This is a genomic window from Pseudoalteromonas sp. TB64, from assembly GCF_000498095.1.
In the GTDB taxonomy this organism is placed as follows: Bacteria; Pseudomonadota; Gammaproteobacteria; order Enterobacterales; family Alteromonadaceae; genus Pseudoalteromonas.
Genome location: NZ_AUTQ01000140.1, coordinates 1 through 24,210 on the forward strand (window position 1 = coordinate 1; position 24,210 = coordinate 24,210).

Sequence of the window (24,210 nt, forward strand, 5' to 3'; positions counted from 1 at the left end):
CCAAACAGGCGCTGCCCAAAGGGTTCTTCCTAGGGGCTATTTACTCTTTGTTGCTCGGTTTTGACTTAGCCCACTAGGTTACAAATCTCGCGCCGCGATTAAATAGCCCCTAGTTTGAACAAATTTTAATCCGCAAAGATCAACAGACCCTAGAGTTAACTTAGTTATTTCGAATTAAAAAACTTAGCTGTAAACGTAAAGATTTGTTATTTTAAACACAATATAAAATAAGGCTTACAAACAACCATGATTGATTTAACCAATAAAAAAATAGTACTTGGCATTAGCGGTGGAATTGCAGCTTATAAGTGCGCAGAACTCGTTAGACGATTAAAAGACCATGGTTGTGAAGTTAAAGTAGTAATGACTGAGTCAGCAAAACATTTTATAACGCCTTTAACCATGCAAGCCGTGAGTGGCGAAACAGTCTCTGACTCATTATTAGACCCTTCAGCTGAAGCTTCTATGGGGCATATTGAATTTGCTAAATGGGCTGACTTAATTTTAGTTGCGCCAGCTACTTGTAATATTATTGCTAAAATGTCTGCTGGTATTGCTGATGATTTACTAACAACGCTATTACTCGCTACGCCTGCAAAAGTAGCTGTAGCACCAGCAATGAACCAACAAATGTATGCACACCCTGCTACGCAAGCTAACTTAGCAACTCTAAAAGCACGTAACGTACTTATTTGGGGACCTGGTAAAGGCGAGCAAGCATGTGGAGATATAGGCGCAGGACGCATGTTAGAGCCTAATGAACTGGTTGAGTTATGCATTGCAAAAGAGCAACCACAATTACTTTTAGGTAAAACAATTACAATAACAGCAGGCCCAACACGTGAACCACTAGACCCGGTTCGTTTTATATCAAACCACAGTTCAGGAAAAATGGGTTATGCCCTTGCAGAGGCCGCTTTACTATTAGGTGCAAAGGTTAATTTAATTTCGGGTCCGGTTACTATTAAAGCCCCTACTGGCGTAAATTTAATAAATATTGAAAGCGCTGAGCAGCTATTAAATGAATCACTAACTTATGCACCACAATCAGATGCATTTATTGGTTGCGCCGCCGTTGCCGATTACCGCGCTGCAACTATTGCAACTCAAAAAATGAAAAAACAAGGCGACGAACTAACACTTACCTTAACTAAAAACCCTGATGTAATTGCAGCAATTGCTAATCTTGAGAAAAACCGCCCTTATACAGTTGGGTTTGCAGCCGAAACACAAAATGTAGAAAGCTACGCTAAAGGTAAACTTAAAAACAAAAACCTCGATATGATTTGCGCTAACGATGTATCGCAAAGCGGGTTAGGATTTAATTCAGATCAAAATGCTTTAACGCTTTATTGGCATAATGAGCAGCTAGAATTAACAGTAAGCAGTAAAACAGAAATTGCCCTAAAGGTGATCCAACAACTGGCTAAACATCTATAAAAGGCTGGAAACAAACTGAATAAAACATTAACATACGCCATTCATTTGAACAAAAAATGACTAGAGCTCTTAACTGTGCCACTAAGAAATAACTAATAAAAAAACTAATAGAAAGGAACGTTCATGCCTGCGACAAAAAAAAGTAATCGCAAAGAGCAAATACTGCAAGCACTCGCACAAATGTTAGAAACAAGCCCTGGACAGCGTATTACTACAGCTAAATTAGCTGCTGAAGTAGGTGTATCTGAGGCAGCGCTATACCGTCACTTTCCTAGTAAAGCACGTATGTTTGAAGGCTTAATTGAGTTTATTGAAGATACCCTTTTATCACGCATTAATCTTATTTTAGAAAACGAAAAAGAAAGCCAAACACGAGTTTATAATATTTTATTACTCCTTTTAACGTTTGCTGAAAAAAACCCAGGCATTACACGCATTTTAACAGGCGATGCATTACAAGGTGAGCAAGGTCGTTTACGTGAGCGTGTACAAGGTTTATTTGAAAAGTTAGAAACCCAATTTAAACAAGTACTTCGTGAACGAAAACTACGTGAAGGTAAAAACTTTCAAAGTGACGAGCTTACCCTTGCCAACTTTTTACTCGCCTATGTTGAGGGTAAAATGAATCAATTTGTACGCAGTGACTTTAAAGCAAAGCCAAGTGTACAGTTTGAAAAGCAATGGCCAGAATTGCAAAAAATCTGGCTATAGCTTTTGTAAATAGCTGACCAAGTTTATGAGTTAACCATATTAACAAAACGACCTTATGGTCGTTTTGTTGTCTCTGCACGTTACTTATCGCCCCTGCCTGCTACTTATCTGATCTAGTCGAAATATAAACAAAACTCGTTACAATAAATTAATGTTAAAAAACGAGAACCAATAATGAAAACAAAGCTCACCCTATTAAGCTCCGCGCTTATTGTTAGCTTAGCTAGCACAACAGCCTATGCAAAAGAAGCACTACAATTTAAAGATGTGTTTAGTTTTAAGTCGGCTAAAAATACAGAGCTATCTGATGATGGAAAAATTTTATCGCTCAGTGCAACGCCTTATCGTGGTAACGCAACTGGGCAAGTTTATTCATTAAATAGTAACTCCCTCATTAGCGAAGTTGATCGCGGCACCAAGCCGCATATTAATAAAGCAGCAAACTGGGTTGCCTTTACGCAAGTACCTACCTTACTCGAAAAAGAAACAACCAAAAAAAAAGACACACTCAAAAATAACTTAGTGCTCGTTAATACCCAATCAGGTGAACAACAAAGTTTTGTTGATGTAAAAGACTATAAATTATCAGATGACGGAACATGGCTTGCCTATCGCCTAAATAAAAAAGCCGACGAAGATAGCGATACAGAAACAGAAGATAAAGGCGATACTAAAAATAATAGTAAAAATGATAACGCCATAACACCTGATAAAAAAGACAAAGCCTACTCGCTCATTATCGTAAATTTAGCCGATAAACGCAGCCATACAATAGAAAATGTATTTAGCTACGGCATAAGTGCAAGCAACGACCAATTACTCGTTAGTCAAACTTATACTGATGGCAATAATAATCAAATTGTACTTGTGAGCTTAAATGACTTTAAAAATAGTGTACTTATCGATGAGCCAGGCGTTGTAGTAAGCAAAATTGCATGGCATCCGACAAACGAAAGTGTCGTATTTACGCTGGGGAACTATGTTAATGACGACATGCGACGCCGTAACTACTCGTTGCAACTTTGGGAAAACGAGCAACTATCTACCATAGAGTCGCCAAATAAAGACTGGGTAATAGGTAAATCGGCATCTCTTGAATGGTCTGAAGATGGCGAGCGTTTATATTTTGAAAACCATCCAAAACTTGCCGCAAAAGTAAAAGCAAAAAAATATACCGACGAAGCCTCACTATATGACTTTGACACCATACGCGAACATAAAGGTTTAGATGTATGGCACAACAACGATGCACAAATAAAGCCACGTGAAGAACAACAATGGAACGAAGTTAATAAAAACCGCCATTACAGCGCGGTGTATCATGTTAACTCGAAAAAAGTTGCGCAACTTAGTACACCAAACATGCCAGAGGTTGCACTAAATTCTGAGCGAAATGTGTCTTTACTTGGCTCATCAAATATCCCTTACTTAGAAAAAATAATGTATGGCGGTTTTTTTGCTGATTACTTTGCAGTAAATATAAATACCGGTAAACAAACACCTATTATTAATGACTATCCGTTTAGACCGAGCCTTGCACCTAATGGTGAATTTGCAGCTTATTTTAGCGACAGCCAAATACAACTAAAAGATTTAAAAAATAACAAAGTAACACCGCTTACCAAAGCGATTAAAGCAACCTTTGCTGATGATAAGCACGACTACCCGTCTACCCAACCAGGCTATGGTTTTGCAGGTTGGATAACCGATAGCAGCCAAGTACTAGCCTACAGTAAATACGATATTTGGGCGTTTGATGTAAAAACGCAGCAAGCTAAGCGCTTAACTAATGGCAAACAAAGTAATACGCAGTACCGTGTTATTAAACTTGATAAGGCCCAAGTGGGCTTTAAAAAAGACGACACGTTACTTGTCTCTGCTATTAACTTACAAACCAAACAAAGTGAAGTTGCAAAGCTCGACTTAACAACTAGCACAGTGACTAAAGTACTTAGCGGTAATAAGCGCTTTGATGTAGTTAAAAAAGCAAAAACAGCTGATAAGTACGTGTTTACCTCACAAACTTATAGCCAATTTCCTGATTACTACCAAACAGATTTTAGTTTTAGTTCACCAAAACAAGTGACGACGCTAAACCCACAAATTAGTAATTTTGCATGGGGCGAAAAGCCAGAGCTAATAAGCTATAAAGGCTTTGATGGCGAAGACTTACAAGGCGTACTAATAAAACCAGCAGGCTATAAAAAAGGCGATAAAGTACCTGTTGTTGTGTATTTTTATCGTTATATGAGCCAGCGCATGTATGACTTTCCAAAAATGGAATTAAACCATCGCCCTAACTTTCCTATGTTTACCTCAAATGGTTATGCGGTATTTTTACCTGATATTCGTTTTGAGATAGGTCATCCTGGTAAATCGTCAACGCAAACAATGATTAACGCCACTCAAAAGTTAATTGATTTAGGCATAGCTGATAAAAATAAAATTGGCTTGCAAGGTCACTCATGGGCGGGTTATCAAAGTGCGTTTATGATCACGCAAACAGATATGTTTAAAGCCGTTGTATCGGGTGCGCCGGTATCTAACATGACCAGTGCTTATAGCGGCATTCGATTAAAATCGGGGCTTGCGCGTCAATTTCAGTACGAAATGGGGCAAAGCCGTATTGGTAAAAACTTATTTGAAGCCCCAGAGCTTTATATAGAAAACTCACCGGTATTTTTTGCAGATAAAGTTAATACACCTATTTTAATAATGTCTGGCGATAAAGATGACGCAGTGCCTTGGCATGAAAGTGTGCAGTATTACTTAGCACTACGCCGTGCAGGAAAAGACGCCACGTTTTTACAATATGCAGGTGAACCACATCACTTGAAAAAATTCCCTAATCAGGTCGATTTTTCAATCCGTATGATGCAGTACTTTGATCATTACCTAAAAGGTAAGCCCGCTGCAAAATGGATGACAGAAGGCAAAGCATTCGTTAAAGAATAAAACGTTACTAAAAACAAAAAGCCGATATTGTTTTACAATATCGGCTTTTTTAAACTTAAATAGCTAGTGTTCTACATTTTAGCTTTAAATTTTAACTTTATAGCTTTTCTAAAACTGCTTCTGCTCGGCTAACGACAAACTCTTTGTCTTGCTCTACAAATAAACCCGTTACTACATCGTTTTCGATAATCATTGCGTAACGAGCAGAGCGAATGCCACCAAAACCAGCAGTATCTTTATCAAGCCCTAATGCTTTAGCAAAACTAGCGTCGCCATCGGCAAGCATTGAAATTTCTTGCGCATTTTGAGAGTCACCCCATGCCTTCATTACAAACGCATCGTTTACCGATACACAGTAAATTGCATCAACACCTTTTGCTTTAATTTTATCAGCAAGTGTAATAAATTCAGGTAAATGCGCATTTGAACAGGTTGGCGTAAACGCGCCTGGCACTGCGAATAACACAACTTTTTTACCTGCAAACAACTCATTATTAGTCAGTGTTTGCATACCGTCATCTGTTAATTGCGAAAGCGTTACAGCGGGTAGTGTTTGACCTTGTTCAATCATGATAAATCCTTAATAGCATTGAATAATAAAAAGTGAAGCTATAGCATACAACTTCCACTGTATGGTTACGAGCAAAGATAAAGCGAGGTGTAAAACCTCACCTACAAAAACATCGAACCCAACAATATACGCCAAACCCGTAGGTGCGAATTTACATCAATCATGTAACGTGGCTTTAATGTAAACGAAGCGAGGTGTAAAACCTCACCTACAATAAACATCAAAACCCAACAACATACACCAAACCCGTAGGTGCGAATTTATTTCGCGCTCGTGTAGCTTGGTTTTAATGAGCTTTAATAAAAGCGAGGTGTAAAACCTCACCTACAAAAAACATCAAACCCAACAATATATGCTAACCCCGTATGTGCGAATTTACTTCGCGCTTGTGTAGCTTGGCTTTAATGGGCTTAAATACAAAAAAAGCGCGGTATAAGCCGCGCTTTTATAAAATGAGCATAGTTAACTATGCACTTTTAACTCACTATATTTTTTTACTTAGTAAGCTGGCTCATAAAGCTAGAAAAATCTTTTCCTAACTTTTCATCGCGCATACTGTATTCAACAATTGCTTTTAAATAACCAAGCTTGTCACCACAGTCGTGCGAACGTCCGCTCATATGAAACGCTTCTACTGTTTCTTTTGCCATTAGCGCATCAATAGCATCTGTTAGCTGAATTTCGTCGCCTGCACCCACTGGGGTTTTAGCCAGCAGTGGCCAAATATTTTTACTTAATACATAACGACCAACAACAGCTAAGTTAGATGGAGCTAGCTCAGTAGCTGGCTTTTCAACCATAGCTTTAATAGCTGCACTTTCACCCTCGTTAAGTTGTACGCCGTTAATATCGGCAATACCGTATTTACTTACATCTTCTTGGGCTACAGGCTCAAGCATGATTTGACTTGCTTGTGTTTCTTTAAAACGCTTAATCATCGCGGCTAAGTTTTCTGTTTTTTGATCAGCCGTATACGCATCAAGAATTACATCTGGTAATAAAACAACAAAATCGTCGTCACCAACAATTGGTTTTGCACATAAAATTGCATGCCCTAAACCTTTAGCTTCACCTTGGCGAACGCTCATTATTGTTACGTCTGGAGGACAGATTGAACGAACTTCTTCAAGTAATACGCGCTTAACACGTTTTTCGAGGGTCGCTTCAAGTTCAAAACTTGTATCAAAATGGTTCTCAATAGCATTTTTAGAACTATGCGTTACTAGCACAATATCTTTAACACCGGCTGCAACACACTCATTTACAATATATTGAATTAAAGGTTTATCAACTATTGGCAACATCTCTTTAGGAATTGCTTTAGTCATTGGGAGCATTCTTGTTCCTAGCCCCGCTACTGGTATTACAGCTTTCATGTTTGTCCTTAATGCTTATAATTAATTTGCTATAGGTTTAAGTTATCAGTAATAAGATAGATATAAGCTGAACGAATTACAGCTAAAATTTTAAAAGCAAAAAGCGAGGTATAAAACCTCACCTACAATAAACATCGAACCCGACACATACGCCAAACTTGTAGGTGCGAATTTATTTCGCGCTTGTGTAATGTGGTTACAATGCTCAAAGCGAGGTGTAAAACCTCACCTACAAAAAATATACCCCGAACTCGTAGGTGCGAATTTACTTCGCGCTCCTGCTCATGATTATTTCTGCTACATTTAAATAAACGCTTATAAAAATACAAAATGAAACACTCAGGTTTATTAAGAAAAGGTCGCATTTCTTTAAAAAATCACTTTTATTCAATCACGCTTGTTGCTTATAAAAGAGATAATAAATTCACTTCACTTACTGTAAATCGTTTAATTACTAAAGAGATGAAATATATAGAAATACAAGGAGCGGCAAAAACAATAGCATTTGTAATTATGCCAAATCATATACATTGGCTAATACAGTTAGGTGATAAACAGACTCTTTCAGAAGTGGTGAAAAGCTTTAAAGGTAGGTGTTCTAAGAGTATTCGCGATAATACAAATATTAAGCAACTATGGCAGCGAAATTACTACGATCATTTAATCCGAGATGAAGAGGATTTAATAAATAATGCAAGGTATATCATTGCGAACCCCCTTAGAGAAAATATAGTAAAAAGTGTAGCCCTGTATCCTTATTGGGATTGTATTTATTTAAACGAAAGAAAATAAAGCGAGGTGTAAAACCTCTCCTACAATAAACACCAAACCCAACAACAAACGCTAAACATGTAGGTGCGAATTTATTTCGCGCTCTTGTAATGTGGTAAACAAAGCGAGGTGTAAACCTCACCTACAATTAATCACTGCCAAACAAATCACGTGTATATACTTTATCTGCAATATCACTTAACTCATCAACCATACGGTTTGATATAACCACATCAGATATTTTCTTAAATTCGTCTAAGTTTTTAATTACACGCGAGTGGTAAAACTCATTTTCTTCAAGCACTGGCTCAAAAACAACAACCTCAATGCCTTTTGCTTTAATGCGCTTCATAATACCTTGAATAGCTGAGGCTCTAAAATTGTCTGAACCTGTTTTCATTACTAAACGATATACACCAACCACTTTTGGATTACGCTTGATAATAGAATCAGCTATAAAGTCTTTGCGAGTGGTATTAGCATCCACAATTGCACCAATAATATTATTAGGCACATCAGCATAATTTGCACGTAACTGTTTGGTATCTTTAGGTAAACAGTAACCACCGTAACCAAAAGATGGATTGTTATAATGATTACCAATTCGTGGGTCTAAGCTAACACCTTGGATGATTTGCTTGCTATTAAGACCATGAGCTTCAGCGTAGCTATCTAGCTCGTTAAAGTACGCTACGCGCATTGCTAGGTAAGTATTCGAGAACAACTTAATTGCTTCAGCTTCAGTAGAGTCAGTAAACAAAACTTCAATGTCTACTTTTATAGCGCCTTGCCTAAGTAAATCAGCAAACACAGTAGCACGCTCGCTTTGCTCGCCAACAACAATACGTGACGGGTGCAAGTTATCGTAAAGTGCTTTACCTTCACGTAAAAATTCAGGGGAAAAAATTAAGTTACTAATACCTAACTGCTCTTTAATGCTTTGAGTAAACCCTACCGGTACAGTCGATTTAATTATCATTACAGCATTAGGATTATGCAGTGTAGCTTCTTTAATGACAGCCTCTACTGACTTAGTATTAAAGTAATTATTTTCTACATCGTAATCAGTAGGAGTCGCAATAATTATAAAATCTGCACTTTCGTATGCAACTAATTTGTTTGTAGTCGCGGTAAAATTTAAATCGTCGCGCGTCAAAAATGCACTAATTTCAGTATCAACAATAGGAGACTGTTTATTATTTAAAAGCGCTATTTTTTGTTTATCTATATCAAGTGCTACAACTTCATTATGTTGCGCTAATAACATGGCGTTAGAAAGACCAACGTAACCCGTACCTACCACTGCAATTTTCATTAAACATCCTAATTTAAATTTGGTTATTTTTTAGTTTAACCGTAAATAACGCTTAAACTATTGTTGTAATACTAAGGCTGATAAAACTCAACAAGCGTATTAATAAACTCTTGTAATTGCGACTCTGGCAATTCATTTATACCCGCTGCTGCTGCTCGCCCACNCCGCCGGTAGCAAATTTACTGCATATATCAACGGCGCCTTGCTTATTGGTAAGTGGCGATCTTACACTTACGGTGTAACTGCCTTTATTGTTAGTTGTTACAACTCCATGCGCTTTATTTGGTGATTGATTAGCTAAATCGTTACCTAATACACCGCTTACACGACGAGCCCAAGGAGCGTCGTCAAGTAAAATAACTTTTGCTATATCACAATCGTGTAGCACTTTTGCATCAGCTGCTTTTTGCATGTCAGCCTTATATGCTTTTTCTAACGTATAAAAAACTGAGCTTTTATCATCTAATGCATCAAATGGTGATTTATATTGTAAAAGTTTTTGATATAAATCTTCTGGTGCAAAGTGTAAATCGCTCACTTCACTGCCATAACCGTTATAATTTATGTATATGCCAAATGCTTTTAACTGAGATTTTTGCAACTCAGATAAGTTAAGTTTATCAGCTTCAGCATCCGCTTTAGCGAATAAATTATCGCCGTAAGCCGCCGTTATCGCCCATAAATGAAACTGCTTATCGACCAAGTTACTTACAATTAAACTCGTGCACATATTTGCGTCTAAATCGATATGTGCAAATAAGTTTGTATGATTTGGAATATCGCCTGCTTTATGATGATCTACATACATTACACACGCACCTACAGTAAGTGCATCATGCAATTCCGACATATTTTTTTCCATCGAAATATCAAGCACACGAATACAATCACCAGCTTGCGGAGTTATTTTTTTCAATAACTGAATGTCGCGCTTAACGCCAGTAACTTTTACACTATCGGTAGGATTAGCCAGTTGTAATTGTAATAGTAATAGTGCGATAATGCCATCAGCATCACCATTAAAAATATCGTAATTCATAAGTCTCTTATTTTTTAATTTAAGCGATGTATAAAACCTCACCTACAAAAAACATCAAACCCAACAACATACGCTAAACCTGTAGGTGCGAATTTACATCAATCATGTAACGTGGCTTTAATGCTTAAAGCGAGGTATAAAACCTCACCTACAATAAAAATCAAACTTAGCAACATACGCCAAACCTGTAGGTGCGAATTTACATCAATCATGTAACGTGGCTTTAATGTTTAGAGCGAGGTGTAAACCTCACCTACAATAAACATCAAACCAAACAACATACGCCAAACCTGTAGGTGCGAATTTACTTCGCGCTCATGTAACATGCCTTTAATATTTAAAGCGAGGTGTAAAATCTCACCTACAGTAAACATCAAACCCAACAACATACGCTAAACCCGTAGGTACGAATTTACTTCGCGTTCGTGTAACATGGCTTTAATGCAAACAAAGCGAGGTATAAAACCTCACCTACAAAACAATTTAAACGTGAGGTTACTTTATAATACCGTTGAGTTTTAAGTAGCTCACTATTTTTTCTACGCTTTGTTCTATTGTTTGTTCAGCTGTTTTAACGTGTATTTCAGGATTTTGTGGTACGTCAAATGCGGAGCTAATACCTGTAAAATTAGGTATTTCACCTGCGCGCGCTTTTTTGTATAACCCTTTTGGATCGCGGCTTTCGCACACTTCTATTGGAGTATCTATAAATACCTCCAAAAATTCACCGTCAGTCATTATGCTTCGAGCTTGAGCTCGGTCTGCGGCAAATGGCGAAATAAAAGCAGTCGATACAATTAAACCAGCTTCAACAAATAGTTTAGCCACTTCGCTTATACGGCGAATATTTTCAACGCGGTCTTCATCGCTAAAAGTAAGCCCTTTGTTTAAGCCCATTCTAACATTATCGCCATCAAGCAAATAAGTATGGCAGCCTAGTTCAAATAACTTTGCTTCAACTGCATTCGCAATTGTTGATTTACCAGAACCACTTAGTCCTGTGTACCAAAGTAATACCGGCTTATGACCTTTATGTGCTTGTTTTTGATCTCGTGACACAGTTTGTGTGTGCCATACAATGTTTTCATCTTGTTTCATAATTCTCGTCAACTCTAAATACCAAGCTATTGCTTATTACTTTTGCAACGTACTTAGTTATTTTATATTTAAAATGGAAAAAATATTGGTACACATATTAAAACAACTAACGCATATACAACACTTACAGGTAAACCAACTTTTACAAAGTCTTTTAAACAGTAATTACCCGCATTAAACACCATTAAATTGGTTTGATAACCATAAGGGCTAATAAAGCTGCCACTCGCGGCAAAAGCCACCGTCATAACAAACGGCAATACATCAACACCAAAACCAAGCGCTATTGTGTACCCTATAGGAAACATTAACGCAGCAGCGGCATTATTAGTTACAAACTCCGTCATTAACCACGTGGCTATATAAAGCAATATTAATGCTGTATATACGTAGCTTGGGTCGTTGTACTGACCAATAAATACACCCAAAGTGTCTACCACACCAGAGTTTACTAACGCATTAGAAAGTAAAATAACCGACGATACCACCAGCCAAATATCAACCGGAAAACGCCTAACTAACTCACTTGCGGTTAAACTACGTGTAAACAACAAGCCACCTAGTAATAGCACTAACCCTTCGAGTAAATCTAACACACCCACAGCCGCTAGTATTATTGTAGAAATAAATCCACCAATCGATAACCAAGCACGCCAGCCGTTAATTCTCGACTCGGGTTCAACCCCCGAAAGAATCAAAAAGTTTTTAGTAATATTGGTTCTGCTTTTATAATCGCTACCAACAGCGAGTACTAAAAAGTCACCAGAGCGAATTACCACGTCTCCAAGCTTTCCCGAAACCTGATCGCCATCACGCTTAATAGCAACAACCGCAGCATCAAATAATGCTCTAAAGCCAGTGGATTTTAATGTTTTGCCAACAATAATACTTTCTTGCCTAACAACAACTTCTGTTAAGTTACTATTTAGCCTACCGTTTTTTTCTGCAAAAATTTCTAAGCCAGAAAACTGCCCCAGTTGAAGTAGTTTTGTTATTTCACCACAAAATATCAATCTATCAGCAGGTTGAATAACCTCAGATGGCGATACTGGGCTAATTAACCCACCTTTTCTGACTATTTCAACTAAGAACAACGACTCCAAATGACGTAAACCATTCGCCTCTACAGAGTTACCCACTAATTCCGAGTCATTTTTTACTTTAGCGTCAATAAAATACCCTTCTGACGTCGCCTTTTTTTGCTCAATACTTGGCAGCATTCCACTACAAAAGTACATAACAATACCGCAAGTAATAACCAAAATAGAACCGATAGCAGTAAAGGAGAAAAACGATAATGAGCGCCCAGAAGCCTCAATATACATTGAGTTTACAATTAAATTAGTTGATGTACCTATTAGCGTTAAAGTGCCACCCAAAATAGATGCATACGATAAAGGTAATAATAATTTACTCGAAAAATGATGGGGGTTATTACGTATAGGAGATAATAAAGTAGCCACAACGGCTGTATTATTTAAAATTGACGAAAACAGTGTAGTAACACCAAAAAGCCTAAGCCATGTAGAGTGGTAATTACTTACAATTATTTTAGAGGCAATAACTCTTAATAGTCGGGTTTTTTCCAGTGCTAAAGAGCATAAAACAAGTAAAATTAAAGTCACAAGCCCAGGGTTTGCAATACTCGTCAAAAACTGTGCTTTAGTAACTAAACCACAGCCAATTAAGGCAATTAGCGTCCCACCAAAAACAGCAACAGGTCGGCTTTGCAAAACAACTAAACCTAAAACTGTTAGTGCAAAAATAAAAAGCGTTAAATAAGCATCTAATGGCATGATTAAAGTAGCCATCCTTAGTAAGGGAAAAAAAAGCGGGCTAAAAAGCCCGCCATGCTTAACATAGGTTGTTTAGCGAACTACTTTTGCATCCCAATGAGGGTAATGCTTACGTACTAATGCATTAAACTCAACTTCAAATGCAGAGTATTCACCTTTTGCGCTATTAGCTTTAGATTCTAATGGTTTACGTATCATACCAGCGCCAACAGTTACGTTAGTAAAGCGGTCAATAATAATAAATGAACCTGTATTTCGGTTTACATCGTAAGCGTCAAACTGCACTGGTGCAGTTAATGCAAACTGACAATTACCAATTTCATTTAAGTTTAGCTGCGTAGCATCTTGCTTATCTAAAGTATTTACATCTACTTTATAATTAACTTGCTCTACATGTCCGTATACAGATTTAGTTCCAACTTTAATTTCGTACTCGCGGTCAACTTTTAACGCTTCTTCGGTCATCCATACAACATCAGCTTCAAAACCACTAGCAGAATGAGGCTTTTGATGAGGACGAACTAGCATATCGCCGCGACTTACATCAATTTCATCTTCAAGCGTTAATGTAATAGCCATACCAGCACTTGCTTTTTCAAGGTTGCCGTCAAACGTTACAATAGACTTAACTTTACTTTCTTTACCAGAAGGCAATGAAGCAACAGTATCGCCAACACGAATATCGCCAGCAGCTACTGTGCCGCTAAAGCCACGAAAATCTAAATTAGGACGGTTTACATATTGAACTTGTAGTCTAAATGCGTCGTTAGTAGCACGATTTACCGAAACCGTATTAAGCAGCTTCATTAATGTAGAGCCTGGGTACCAAGTCATCGCTTCACTTTCGTTAACAACGTTATCGCCACGTAGCGCCGAAATTGGCACAAAACGAATATCATCAAACGATAGTTTTTCGGCAAATTCACGGTAGTCTTTCTTAATATTTTGGTATACCGATTGCTCGTAGCCAACTGCATCCATTTTATTAATAGCAATAACTACATTTTTAATTCCCAGCAGAGAACAAATATAGCTATGACGACGCGTTTGAACTTGCACACCGTGGCGAGCATCAATCAAAATAATAGCTAAGTCACAAGTAGAGGCACCTGTTGCCATGTTACGAGTGTACTGCTCATGCCCTGGAGTGTCGGCAATAATAAATTTACGTTGCTCTGTAGCAAAGTAACGGTAAGCCACGTCAATGGTAATACCTTGCTCACGCTCAGACTGTAAACCATCAACTAATAATGCTAAATCGAAGTCGTTATCGGTAGTATTAAAACGTTTTGAATCTTTTTCGATAGCAGCCATCTGATCTTCAAAAATCATTTTGCTATCATAAAGTAAACGACCAATTAATGTAGATTTACCATCATCAACACTACCGCACGTTAAAATGCGTAGCATATCTTTGTTTTCATGAACTTTTAAATAAGCTTCAATATCAGAAGCAATTAGAGACGTATTTGTAGACATCTTAAAATCCTTAATCTTTCTACATCCAGCAATAAATGACTGGTAAAAAATTTAACTCAGTTAGCTAATAGCTAACTGTCATCTGCAATAGCTTAGAAGTAACCTTCCATTTTTTTCTTTTCCATAGAGCCTGCAGAATCATTATCAATTACACGACCTTGGCGTTCAGATGTAGTACATAACAGCATTTCTTGAATAATTTCAGGTAATGTTGTTGCCACCGACTCAACTGCACCCGTTAATGGGTAACAACCAAGTGTTCTAAAGCGCACCATTTTTTGCTGAACTTCTTCGCCTTCTTGAATTTCCATACGTTCGTCATCAACCATGATCAACGTACCATCACGCTCAACAACTGGGCGTTCTTTAGCAAAGTATAAAGATGGGATCTCAATACCTTCTAAATAAATGTATTGCCAAATATCTAGCTCAGTCCAGTTACTAAGAGGGAAAACACGGATGCTCTCGCCTTTATCAACCTTACTATTATAAATATTCCATAATTCAGGGCGTTGATTTTTAGGATCCCAACGATGCTTAGAATCACGGAACGAATAAACACGCTCTTTAGCACGCGATTTTTCTTCGTCACGGCGAGCACCACCAAATGCAGCATCAAAGCCATGCATATCAAGTGCTTGCTTTAAACCTTCAGTTTTCATTATATCGGTATGCTTTGCACTACCATGAACAAATGGGCTAATACCCATTTCAACACCGCGTGGGTTTTTATGGACAATTAAATCAAAGTTATATTTTTTAGCTACTTGATCGCGAAATGCAATCATTTCTTTAAATTTCCATGTAGTGTCTACATGCATTAATGGAAATGGGATTTTTCCTGGGTAAAATGCTTTTCTTGCAAGGTGTAATAACACCGAAGAATCTTTACCTACAGAATACAGCATTACTGGGTTACCAAACTCAGCAGCCACTTCACGCATTATATGAATCGATTCGGCTTCAAGCGCCTTTAAATGGGTCAACTTATCTTCATTCATAATGTTTATTTATATCCTAGATTCATTAAAGTTTTAGCTAAGTTATTAAATAAAAATAAATTCATTCAAGTTTACTTATCTAAATTAATTAAACTTTACAGCCAATGTAAATTTCTATAACGGTGAAAAATACAAGGTAATATTTATGCTATTGAAGGTAAGGATAGCGAATTAGTTGAACCAGTGACATTAACTTTTAGTTATGTCTAATTACTTTTAATACCAATGGTTTTTATAAGCACCAGTGCGTCCTAAAACACCGGCGTTGATATTTCTAGGTATAAAACCTAAACGTTGCCTTTTATTTGTTTGCATTACAGAGCTTAAGAAAAATCGGATAGCATAAAATAAGTAAGGTACTTTTTAATAAAGTGGCATATACCCGCAGCTACTCAGTAATAAAATATTTCTAAACTGATAGTACAATCTAATAGGTGCTCTACTTTATAAGTTACACATATAAATTTACTTATTGAGTTACCTAAACGATGAATCATCTCAACTTTTTAGCATGCGCTATCCACATAGTCATACTACGAGTATGCCAGTACCATTTATGCTAACCCACATCGATAAATAAAAATTCATTTTTAAAACCTATTTTAACGCATTTAAATCAATCATCATGCCTAAGGCAATAATTTGCGTTACACCATTAAATTTAATATAACAAACGCAAGTACACTTAAGTTACTCATTGTCATATTAGTCGCCCCCCTTATCTATTAGCTGATAGTTTTAAAAGCCTATTTTTACAAGTAGAGCATCGACAGGTTTATTATCCCTCGTAATTGAAGGTGCACTTAAAGTAGACATAACTCACAACCCTAAAACTAGATGTATGCTTAAACTCACTCAAAAAACGAATTGAACCTATTGATTTAAAACATGGGTTTACTTACTATGCGAAGGAGAGTAAAAGGTGCAAACTTGCTTTCAAAGAGCGGGTCATATTTTATGATTCGGCTTATGTTGAAATTAATATTACGAATGATAAAAACAAACATAGAGTGGTATTTTCAGGTGATTTAGGTAGAGTCTGTAACAGATTTCATGGTGAAATGACCCATAGCGTACACCAGCTTTGTATTGCTATAGTCCATTTTATCTTTTATCTTTTATCTTTTATCTTTTATCTTTTATCTTTTATCTTTTATCTTTTATCTTTTATTATCAAGTAAATAACTTTCATTGCAGAATCTCCCATAAGAAATACCTTTCGTTTTTTCAATGACCCTACAAATAATACTATTTAGCGATTCTATTGGTTATTCTATTTATCTACAAATCGTTCAAGCTAAAGTAATGCCTTGTTGTCCATCAATAAGTTGAAATTTGCTTAAAATAGACAGTGACTACGTTTATAAGTAGTTCCATAAAACAGACTTCATATATAATATACGCAGTGATTAAGATATTTCAATATCTCATTGACTTTGGTCTGTGTGCACATCTAACCAGAAATTCACATCTTTACTCCCTGAAATTCACATGCCGCTCAACCATTTATAACTATAGATATAAATGCCTATAACGAGGTAAATAAACACTCTGATAATTCGTTTATCTTGACATATTCTGACAAATTGGCTGTTCAAATAACAGGGGGATATCGAGCTCAAATTCACCATATTTAGTTTTGATATGCATAAGTTTTTATTACTATTCTTTGATTTACTGTATTTTTGATACCCTAAATGCTCATCTATTTCTAGATTAAGTGCCACTTCGACAGTTATCTTATTAAATACACTTGGCTAAATTAATTTAAATCATCAAGTGTTTTAATGTTCTTAGCCGCCTCTTTATCCATGTTCATTACCGAACCTTTAAACTCTATTTAGAGTAATCAGTGATAAGCAGTTACACAAAATTAATTCTCCGCCTACAGGTTTATCATATACAACAAGGCTATGTTGACACTGATAAAAACTTTAGAAACTTCGAACTTCGATATTAATTACACACCAACTTAAACCTTTACCTTGAGCCTTAGCATTTCCTGCACTAAAATAGCGCCCTTAAAAATCATTAAGGTCGGCCGTGTTAGTTAACTACAATCCCCCAATGAATCCGTATTTAACGATACTTTATCAGGATGACGATTTGCTCATCGTTAATAAGCCAAGTGAATTATTAACAGTCCCAGGTAAAGACCCTAAACATGCCGATTGTTTAATAAGCCGTGTTAATCGCGTTTTTCCAACAGCAAAAATAGTACACCGCTTAGATATGGCAACATCAGGTATACTTTGCCTTGCTATGAATAAAGCAGCGCACAGGCATTTAAGTATGCAGTTTCAAGCACGTGAAACCGCTAAACGTTATATTGCACGCATATATGGAAAGCTTGAGGTCGATACGGGCTCAGTAGATTTACCACTTACTTGCGATTGGCCTAATCGCCCTAAGCAAATGGTTGATCACGAAAACGGTAAACCATCACTTACACACTTTAAAATCCTTGAGCGTGAAGCAAACGCAACCCGCGTTGAGCTAACACCTATAACAGGACGCTCACATCAGTTACGTGTGCATATGCTAAGTTTAGGGCATCCTATTTTAGGTGATAGACTCTATGCTCATAAAGATGCACTAGCTGCAGCACCTCGTTTACAGCTTCATGCACAAATGCTACAACTGAAGCACCCAGTAACTGAGCAAGTACTTACTTTTGAAGCTGAGACTGAGTTTTAGTCGCCTTATTAATATTGACTATTAAGCTATAGCGCTAAACTTTTACCGTGCAAAGCCGATACCTAATTAGTTCACATTATTTGGGGTTGTTATGGTATTTTCACCGTTATTTAAAAATACGCTTTTTAATCTATTACTAAGCTATACATTATTTTTAAGCACACAAGTAACTGCTGCAGAGCATATTACCCCACCAACCCCATCAAGTATTGAAAATAGCGATATTGAACGTTTACTACCAAATAACGAAATAAAGAAAATACTTGCAGGCGACACCGAATTTTTAAGTTTATACAGTGAATATATGAGCGCCGACTTTAGAGGTGTTGTATTGCTTATACCTGATTGGCAATCTACTCCTACGAACAATACAGGCATGAGTTTTTTACGAAAAGAACTTAATAACTTAGGCTATACAACGTATGCGATGACAGTACCCGACATAGATTGGCAAGCCGGTAAAACACCAGAATTAACACCGGAGCTAACACCAGCCAAAGCAACGGACGCGCAAACTGAAATAGCAACACCGACAGTACCTAAAGAAGAAACCACCGTAGAATCACAGACTACAGAAATGAAAAAAAAGGTAGAGCCTCATCACGTTAACGCAATCGAAAAAGTAACCGATGAAATACTCGATAACTATAAAATAAATTTAATCGCTCGTTTTAATGCGTTGTATCAAACTGCGATGGAAGAGCCAAATAATATAGTTGTTATTGCACAAGGGACCAGTGCCGGTGTATTGATAGAATATTATGCCGACTTTCCTGAAGAACGAGTTGATGCATTTATAAGTTTAAGTAGTTATTTGCCTAACACCAAGCGCAATGAAGAATTGAGCCAAACAACGTCACTTGTTACACCTGCCCTACTTGATGTTTATTATGCTAACGACAACACTGACATTTTAATGAATCTTAAAAACCGTCAGCGTTGGGTTAACCGCAATGCAAAGTTTGATTACCGCCAACGGCTATTTTTTGGGCTTCGTGATCAACCCGACCAACATGCACGCCTAACAAAAGAAATAGACGGTTTTTTACGCCGACTTTTTTAAATACTCGTAAGCGGCCTGTATATCTTGGCTTTTTTTAACAGCAAGTTCCATCATGTGTTTTGGTAAACCTTGTGATACCAACTTATCTGGGTGGTGCTGAGCCATTAACTTACGATAAGCTACTTTTATCTCTCGCTCAGTCACACCATCATTAAGCCCTAATAGTGCCAATGCTTGTGCACGATTCATATTATTATTTGGCGGTACGTGATGACCAGAGCCTTCACGATAACTACTACTTTTATTTTGCTGTTGCTTAAAGCGTTCTTGCTGTTGTCTAAAATTAAATTCAGCTTGGTAGCGTTTTAATACAAATATAAAATGTGCTTTAGAAATACCTAATTGTTTGCTGACTTCATTCAATAGCTTTTTTTCTTGCTCAGCTAATACACCATCAGAAAATGCCATTTGAATTTGAATTTCTAAAAATAATTGCAATAAATCATGACGCTTTGCAAATCGCTCTTTAAAGTCGTATACCGTTTCTTTTAATGAAAAATCACTTTCTTTACCGGACTGAAAAGCATGCTGCGCTTCACGGCGTTCTTCGCCTTTTAAGCCCATTTCGTCCATAAATAAGTTAGCAGCTTTTATATGTATTTCGCTAACTCGTCCGTTGGACTTAGCAATATGACCCATTACGGCAAAGCAACTCGAAAAAAACAAAGCTTGCCGCTCGTTTACATCATCACCTTTAAACAAACTAGAAAAACCGCCTGCTTTATCAAAATTATTTTTTAAGCTTTTATCAAATAAATGACCAAGGTATAACCCTAAAATTGCACCAAATATTTTGCCAAACATAAAACCAAAGCAAAAACCGAGTATTTTTCCCCACATCTAAGCAACTACCTCTATTAAATTTATATGTTTGCTAACGCTAAGCGTTCGTTAAGCGCAGCTAGTCGCTCTGGTGTACCGATATCATCCCACTGCCCTATATAAAGTTCAGTAGAAACTAAATGTTCAGCAAGCTTTTTCCGTAATATTGGTCCAAGTGGACGAATGCCTAGCTCAAAGCCTTGAAAAAAATCAGCTTGATAACGACCAATACCCGAAAATGTATACTTTTGACTATCAGGCGATAAATGACTTAAGGCAAAATCGCCATCTTTGTTATGTGGTGGGTTTTCTATGAGCACTATATGCGCTTCACCACTTTGCAAATGCAACTGCGTTAGCGCACTAACATCGTAATCAGTAAATACATCTCCATTTATAACAATAAATGTATCGCCTAGTAATGGTAACGCCTCGATAATACCGCCAGCGGTTTCAAGACCACCTTCAACTTCTTGGCTGTACTGTATGTTTACACCAAACTGACTACCATCATTAAAGTAATTTTTAATTTTATCACCCTGCCACGCAAGGTTTATTACAATATTTGTGATGCCAGCAGCTTTTAGATTATTTATGTGGTGCTCAATAAGCGGTTTACCTACCACTTTTAACATAGGTTTGGGCATATTTTGCGTCAGTGGCATCATACGTTGTCCGCGTCCAGCGGCTAAAATCATCGCTTTCATTTACGCTCCTTTGCCAACTGTTTTGTTACTTTTGGGATGATTATATTTTTAGTCCAATCACTTAATGCTTTAAGATCTGGATAATTGGCAGCTACTTCAACAATATAATCAAGGGTTGGTAAAATATTGTCTAAGTAACCGGTTTTACCATCACGTAAATATAAACGACAAAATATACCCGCCGCTTTTAAATGACGCTGCAGACCAGTTAAATCAAACCAATATTTAAATTCATCGAATGAAGTGTTAGCCAGTAAATTTTGAGCCGTAAATTCTTGATAAGCAAAATCAAGCAAGCTTGTTAACTCTTGTTGAGGCAGTTTAAAGTAGCAATCGCGTAGTAGCGATACTAAATCGTAGCAAAGCGGACCGCGCACGGCGTCTTGATAATCTATAATCGCCCACTTGCCATTACTGTGCATTATATTACGGCTATGGTAGTCGCGATGTACTGTAACTATGGGTTGAGCTAGCATAATATTAGTTAACTGTTTACTGCTTGCTTGCCACATTGCTTGATATTGAATATTGGATTCTGTACTGAGATCAATACCTATAAAATCATTAACTAACCACTGGCTAAATATATCAAGCTCGAGCGCTATAAAATCCTTATTATAAGCTTGCATAGCAACAGATGCAGGCGTTTTTGCCCATTGAGCACTTAAGTCTATTAACGCTTCATAATGCTTTGTTCGATTTACATCATTTAGCATATCGGCTAAATGCGTACTCCCTAAATCGCTTAATATAAAAAAACCTTGTTGCTCATCGCTCGCTATAATATGAGGCAATAAAAAGCCTTGGTCAGTAAATACTTTATTAAGCAAAATATAAGGAGTGTTATTCACTTTTTTTGGATCGGAGTCCATAACAATAAAGTGCTTATTAGCGTAACTTAACCGGTAATAACGTCGAAAACTCGCATCCCCCGTAATGGCGGTTAATGTAGTTGCCTGAGCATCAAAGTGCGTGTTTATAAATTGTTGCAAATTATCAATACGTGTCATTTTATAAGATATCTATTTTTAGCTAAGTTAATTAGGTCAATTACTGTATTTGCCATTATTTTCCTTTATTATGTCTATATTATATTTAGTTAAAGAGCATTAAGGGCAATAAATGAGCAAAACCTGGGGCATATTGATGCTAGGCGTAATTAGCGCACCATCGCTTGCCGAAACTGAACTGACACACAAGCTTTGTGGCACTTCAATGCAAACCAGTGCTTGGCAACCGCTTCCAGGCCTTGGGCTTGGTACTGTTGACATTAAAGCCGATGATGTAGAGCTCCTTGGCGCTCAAAGCGCTGAATTTACTGGCAACGTTGATATTAACACCGTTAATATGAGTTTGTCCGCACAAACTGCGTTAATAGACAAGCAACGCGGCTTATTAAATGCAACCGGTCCAATTACTTATCGTGACTATATTAGCCAAGTAAACAGCACTGGTTTAAACGCTGATTTAAATAATTCAGAGATTAGCTTGCTTGGTGCTGATTACAGCTTAACTGAGCAGCAAGGTAAAGGCGGAGCCGAAAAACTCACTGTTAATGAGTCTGGCTTAGTGCTAATGAATGCAAGCTTTACTGCTTGCCCTGGCGAAACGCCTGTTTGGGAAATTGAAGCCGACGAAATTAACCTATCAAGAGAAGAAGGTTGGGGCGAAACGCACAACGCTATATTACGCATTCTTGATACACCGGTTTTATACTTACCTTACTTTACCTTTCCTCTTGATGAGCGACGTAAATCTGGTTTGCTTACACCAAACATTTCAAGTTCTGATAAATATGGGCTTGAAACAATAACACCGTATTATTTAAATATTGCACCCAATTTTGACGCAACTATTACGCCGCGTTATATGTCACGTATAGGACTGCAACTACAAACAGAAGTCAGGTATTTAACTGAGCAACATGAAGGCTTAGTAGGTATAGAATACTTAAATGAAGACGACTCTGAGCCAGAATTAGATGAGCGTTATATGTTTCATTGGCAACAAAGAAGTTATTTAAGTGAAAACTGGCGTGCAAACGTAGATATAACAAACGTAAGCGACGATAACTACATAACCGATTTAGATTCTAACTACGCTAACAAAACCGATACTCAACTATACCGTACAGGTGCACTTACGCATTTAGGTGATACATGGCGTACCGATATTAAAGTTCAAAACTTTGAAGTACTAGGCGATCACTTAGAATCATATACTGCAATACCACAAATTAATTTTACGCAAACAGCACCTTGGCGAATTGATCATTTTGACTTTAGCGTAGCGGGTGAAATAAGCCACTTTACTAACGACTCAGCAATTATTGACGAGGCAACACGTGTTCATATTGAACCAAAAGCACGCTTTGACTATAAAAAGCATGCTTGGTCGTTTCTATCAGAAGTTAGTTTATTACAAACCAATTACAAGCAGCATGGTGACTTAAGTGGTACTGATTACCGTGAAAGTGTGTCTCGTACTATTCCTAAGGTACGTTTGTACTCACAGCTTAATTTTGAACGCGATACGTCATATTTTGTTGACGATGGTATTCAAACCCTTGAGCCGCAAATTCAGTATTTATATACACCAAATAAAGATCAATCTGATATAGGTCTATTTGATACAACCAAGTTGCAAGACGATTACTATGGTTTATTTAGAGATACGCGTTTTTCGGGCGTTGACCGTATTGCTGCTGCAAACCAATTTACTTTGGGTGCAACAACGCGTTTATTCGATAAAAAACAAGAAGAAATATTTAACTTTAGTGCTGGTCAAATCTTTTATTTAAGTGACTCGGCTAAACCTACAGAGCAAGGTTTAAACTCTGATACTAACTACAATGCATTATTTGCAGCGCAAACCATGTTACATTGGCATCGTCGTTGGTACCTCTCTGGTGGTGTACAATACGACACTGATAGTAAACAAATGATCCAATCGAATGTTACCTTAGATTATAAAGGTGATGAAAATCAGCTAGTACAATTGAACCATCGCTATGCAAATGATGTCTCAGGAAATACAATTGAACAAGCAGGTGTCTTTACAAGCATTCCAATTAGTGACGAATGGCAGTTTATTGCAAGCTACCATCGTGACCTTAACAATAACCGAAGCGTCGAAATATTGAGCGGGTTACAGTATGAGTCATGTTGTTGGGCATTCCAAATTACTGGTCATCGCCAGATTGAAACTGACTTAAATCAGTCAATCGGGCAAGAGCAAGCAACCTTTGATTCGGGTATTAGTTTTAACTTTGTATTAAAAGGACTTGGTAGTAAAAGCCGTTATGATGCAAAAAAATTATTACAACAAGGTATTTTTGGCTATCGTAGACCGTATTTTCTCAATAACTAG

General features: G+C 37.2%; 17 protein-coding genes and 1 pseudogene. 7 read left to right on the top strand and 11 right to left on the bottom strand.

Translation table 11 applies throughout. From position 1 onward, the window contains the following. Window positions 1–246 precede the first annotated feature (246 nt). The 3 genes from coaBC to L647_RS0110955 all read left to right on the top strand — a co-directional run bounded on the left by coaBC (window position 247) and on the right by L647_RS0110955 (window position 5,106). Entirely contained in the window at window positions 247–1,440 is a 1,194-nt protein-coding gene (coaBC, locus tag L647_RS0110945) for a bifunctional phosphopantothenoylcysteine decarboxylase/phosphopantothenate--cysteine ligase CoaBC (protein WP_024611139.1), read from the top strand. A gap of 123 nt (window positions 1,441–1,563) precedes the next feature. After that, the gene (slmA, locus tag L647_RS0110950; protein ID WP_024611140.1) at window positions 1,564–2,151 is read left to right on the top strand and encodes a nucleoid occlusion factor SlmA; all 588 of its coding nucleotides are present in this window, start codon (window positions 1,564–1,566) and stop codon (window positions 2,149–2,151) included. A 174-nt stretch (window positions 2,152–2,325) separates the two neighbouring features. Further along, window positions 2,326–5,106 (top strand): prolyl oligopeptidase family serine peptidase, encoded by a 2,781-nt coding sequence (locus L647_RS0110955; protein WP_024611141.1) that lies wholly within the window; start codon window positions 2,326–2,328, stop codon window positions 5,104–5,106. 97 nt (window positions 5,107–5,203) lie between these two features. On the opposite strand, the gene L647_RS0110960 is transcribed toward L647_RS0110955, so the two are convergent. Beyond that, window positions 5,204–5,677 (bottom strand): peroxiredoxin, encoded by a 474-nt coding sequence (locus L647_RS0110960; RefSeq protein ID WP_024611142.1) that lies wholly within the window; start codon window positions 5,675–5,677, stop codon window positions 5,204–5,206. 494 nt (window positions 5,678–6,171) lie between these two features. Then, window positions 6,172–7,053 carry a UTP--glucose-1-phosphate uridylyltransferase GalU gene (gene galU / locus L647_RS0110965; RefSeq protein ID WP_029880444.1) on the bottom strand — a complete coding sequence of 294 codons (882 nt, stop codon included), beginning with the start codon at window positions 7,051–7,053 and terminating at the stop codon, window positions 6,172–6,174. Window positions 7,054–7,383: 330 nt separating this feature from the next. On the opposite strand from galU, the gene L647_RS0110970 reads away from it, so the two are divergent. After that, a complete protein-coding gene (locus tag L647_RS0110970) occupies window positions 7,384–7,845 on the top strand; it encodes a transposase (RefSeq protein ID WP_024611143.1) in 462 nt (153 codons plus the stop codon). 127 nt (window positions 7,846–7,972) lie between these two features. Here L647_RS0110970 and L647_RS0110975 read toward each other — a convergent pair whose 3' ends face one another. From L647_RS0110975 to cysD, 6 genes and pseudogenes are all read right to left on the bottom strand, one after another. Further along, window positions 7,973–9,139, bottom strand: coding sequence for a nucleotide sugar dehydrogenase (locus L647_RS0110975; RefSeq protein ID WP_024611144.1), 1,167 nt, complete (start codon window positions 9,137–9,139; stop codon window positions 7,973–7,975). A 71-nt stretch (window positions 9,140–9,210) separates the two neighbouring features. After that, a pseudogene (locus L647_RS01000000124060) lies at window positions 9,211–10,178 on the bottom strand (DHHA1 domain-containing protein). A gap of 495 nt (window positions 10,179–10,673) precedes the next feature. Continuing rightward, entirely contained in the window at window positions 10,674–11,276 is a 603-nt protein-coding gene (gene cysC / locus L647_RS0110995; protein WP_024611145.1) for an adenylyl-sulfate kinase, read from the bottom strand. Window positions 11,277–11,344: 68 nt separating this feature from the next. Then, window positions 11,345–13,072: an SLC13 family permease gene (locus L647_RS0111000; protein WP_024611146.1), complete on the bottom strand. Its 1,728-nt coding sequence runs from the start codon at window positions 13,070–13,072 to the stop codon at window positions 11,345–11,347. A gap of 72 nt (window positions 13,073–13,144) precedes the next feature. After that, window positions 13,145–14,551 carry a sulfate adenylyltransferase subunit CysN gene (gene cysN / locus L647_RS0111005; protein WP_024611147.1) on the bottom strand — a complete coding sequence of 469 codons (1,407 nt, stop codon included), beginning with the start codon at window positions 14,549–14,551 and terminating at the stop codon, window positions 13,145–13,147. A gap of 92 nt (window positions 14,552–14,643) precedes the next feature. Next, a complete protein-coding gene (gene cysD / locus L647_RS0111010) occupies window positions 14,644–15,552 on the bottom strand; it encodes a sulfate adenylyltransferase subunit CysD (RefSeq protein WP_024611148.1) in 909 nt (302 codons plus the stop codon). 2,043 nt (window positions 15,553–17,595) lie between these two features. Here cysD and rluA point away from each other — a divergent pair. After that, complete coding sequence (rluA, locus tag L647_RS0111015; protein ID WP_024611149.1) at window positions 17,596–18,249, top strand: bifunctional tRNA pseudouridine(32) synthase/23S rRNA pseudouridine(746) synthase RluA; 654 nt, start codon at window positions 17,596–17,598, stop codon at window positions 18,247–18,249. Window positions 18,250–18,340: 91 nt separating this feature from the next. After that, a complete protein-coding gene (locus L647_RS0111020) occupies window positions 18,341–19,312 on the top strand; it encodes a DUF3530 family protein (protein WP_024611150.1) in 972 nt (323 codons plus the stop codon). Here the strand turns inward: L647_RS0111020 and djlA are convergent. The 3 genes from djlA to L647_RS0111035 are packed head-to-tail and all read right to left on the bottom strand — an operon-like array spanning window position 19,295 to window position 21,851. Then, window positions 19,295–20,152 (bottom strand): co-chaperone DjlA, encoded by an 858-nt coding sequence (gene djlA / locus L647_RS0111025; RefSeq protein WP_024611151.1) that lies wholly within the window; start codon window positions 20,150–20,152, stop codon window positions 19,295–19,297. The two genes, L647_RS0111020 and djlA, sit on opposite strands and share 18 nt — an antisense overlap. A gap of 23 nt (window positions 20,153–20,175) precedes the next feature. Continuing rightward, window positions 20,176–20,841, bottom strand: a complete 666-nt coding sequence (gene murU / locus L647_RS0111030) for an N-acetylmuramate alpha-1-phosphate uridylyltransferase MurU (RefSeq protein WP_024611152.1) — start codon at window positions 20,839–20,841, stop codon at window positions 20,176–20,178. Then, a complete protein-coding gene (locus tag L647_RS0111035) occupies window positions 20,838–21,851 on the bottom strand; it encodes a phosphotransferase (protein ID WP_024611153.1) in 1,014 nt (337 codons plus the stop codon). Before L647_RS0111035 ends, murU begins: the two co-directional genes overlap by 4 nt. Before the next feature lie 112 nt (window positions 21,852–21,963). On the opposite strand from L647_RS0111035, the gene lptD reads away from it, so the two are divergent. Beyond that, window positions 21,964–24,210 carry an LPS assembly protein LptD gene (gene lptD / locus L647_RS0111040; protein WP_024611154.1) on the top strand — a complete coding sequence of 749 codons (2,247 nt, stop codon included), beginning with the start codon at window positions 21,964–21,966 and terminating at the stop codon, window positions 24,208–24,210.

Excerpts from the sequence above, each read along its gene's own strand:
- coaBC (WP_024611139.1), top strand. The coding sequence starts at position 247 with ATGATTGATTTAACCAATAAAAAAATAGTACTTGGCATTAGCGGTGGA.
- slmA (WP_024611140.1), top strand. The coding sequence starts at position 1,564 with ATGCCTGCGACAAAAAAAAGTAATCGCAAAGAGCAAATACTGCAAGCA.
- L647_RS0110955 (WP_024611141.1), top strand. The coding sequence starts at position 2,326 with ATGAAAACAAAGCTCACCCTATTAAGCTCCGCGCTTATTGTTAGCTTA.
- L647_RS0110960 (WP_024611142.1), bottom strand. The coding sequence starts at position 5,677 with ATGATTGAACAAGGTCAAACACTACCCGCTGTAACGCTTTCGCAATTA.
- galU (WP_029880444.1), bottom strand. The coding sequence starts at position 7,053 with ATGAAAGCTGTAATACCAGTAGCGGGGCTAGGAACAAGAATGCTCCCA.
- L647_RS0110970 (WP_024611143.1), top strand. The coding sequence starts at position 7,384 with ATGAAACACTCAGGTTTATTAAGAAAAGGTCGCATTTCTTTAAAAAAT.
- L647_RS0110975 (WP_024611144.1), bottom strand. The coding sequence starts at position 9,139 with ATGAAAATTGCAGTGGTAGGTACGGGTTACGTTGGTCTTTCTAACGCC.
- cysC (WP_024611145.1), bottom strand. The coding sequence starts at position 11,276 with ATGAAACAAGATGAAAACATTGTATGGCACACACAAACTGTGTCACGA.
- L647_RS0111000 (WP_024611146.1), bottom strand. The coding sequence starts at position 13,072 with ATGCCATTAGATGCTTATTTAACGCTTTTTATTTTTGCACTAACAGTT.
- cysN (WP_024611147.1), bottom strand. The coding sequence starts at position 14,551 with ATGTCTACAAATACGTCTCTAATTGCTTCTGATATTGAAGCTTATTTA.
- cysD (WP_024611148.1), bottom strand. The coding sequence starts at position 15,552 with ATGAATGAAGATAAGTTGACCCATTTAAAGGCGCTTGAAGCCGAATCG.
- L647_RS0111020 (WP_024611150.1), top strand. The coding sequence starts at position 18,341 with ATGGTATTTTCACCGTTATTTAAAAATACGCTTTTTAATCTATTACTA.
- djlA (WP_024611151.1), bottom strand. The coding sequence starts at position 20,152 with ATGTGGGGAAAAATACTCGGTTTTTGCTTTGGTTTTATGTTTGGCAAA.
- murU (WP_024611152.1), bottom strand. The coding sequence starts at position 20,841 with ATGAAAGCGATGATTTTAGCCGCTGGACGCGGACAACGTATGATGCCA.
- L647_RS0111035 (WP_024611153.1), bottom strand. The coding sequence starts at position 21,851 with ATGACACGTATTGATAATTTGCAACAATTTATAAACACGCACTTTGAT.
- lptD (WP_024611154.1), top strand. The coding sequence starts at position 21,964 with ATGAGCAAAACCTGGGGCATATTGATGCTAGGCGTAATTAGCGCACCA.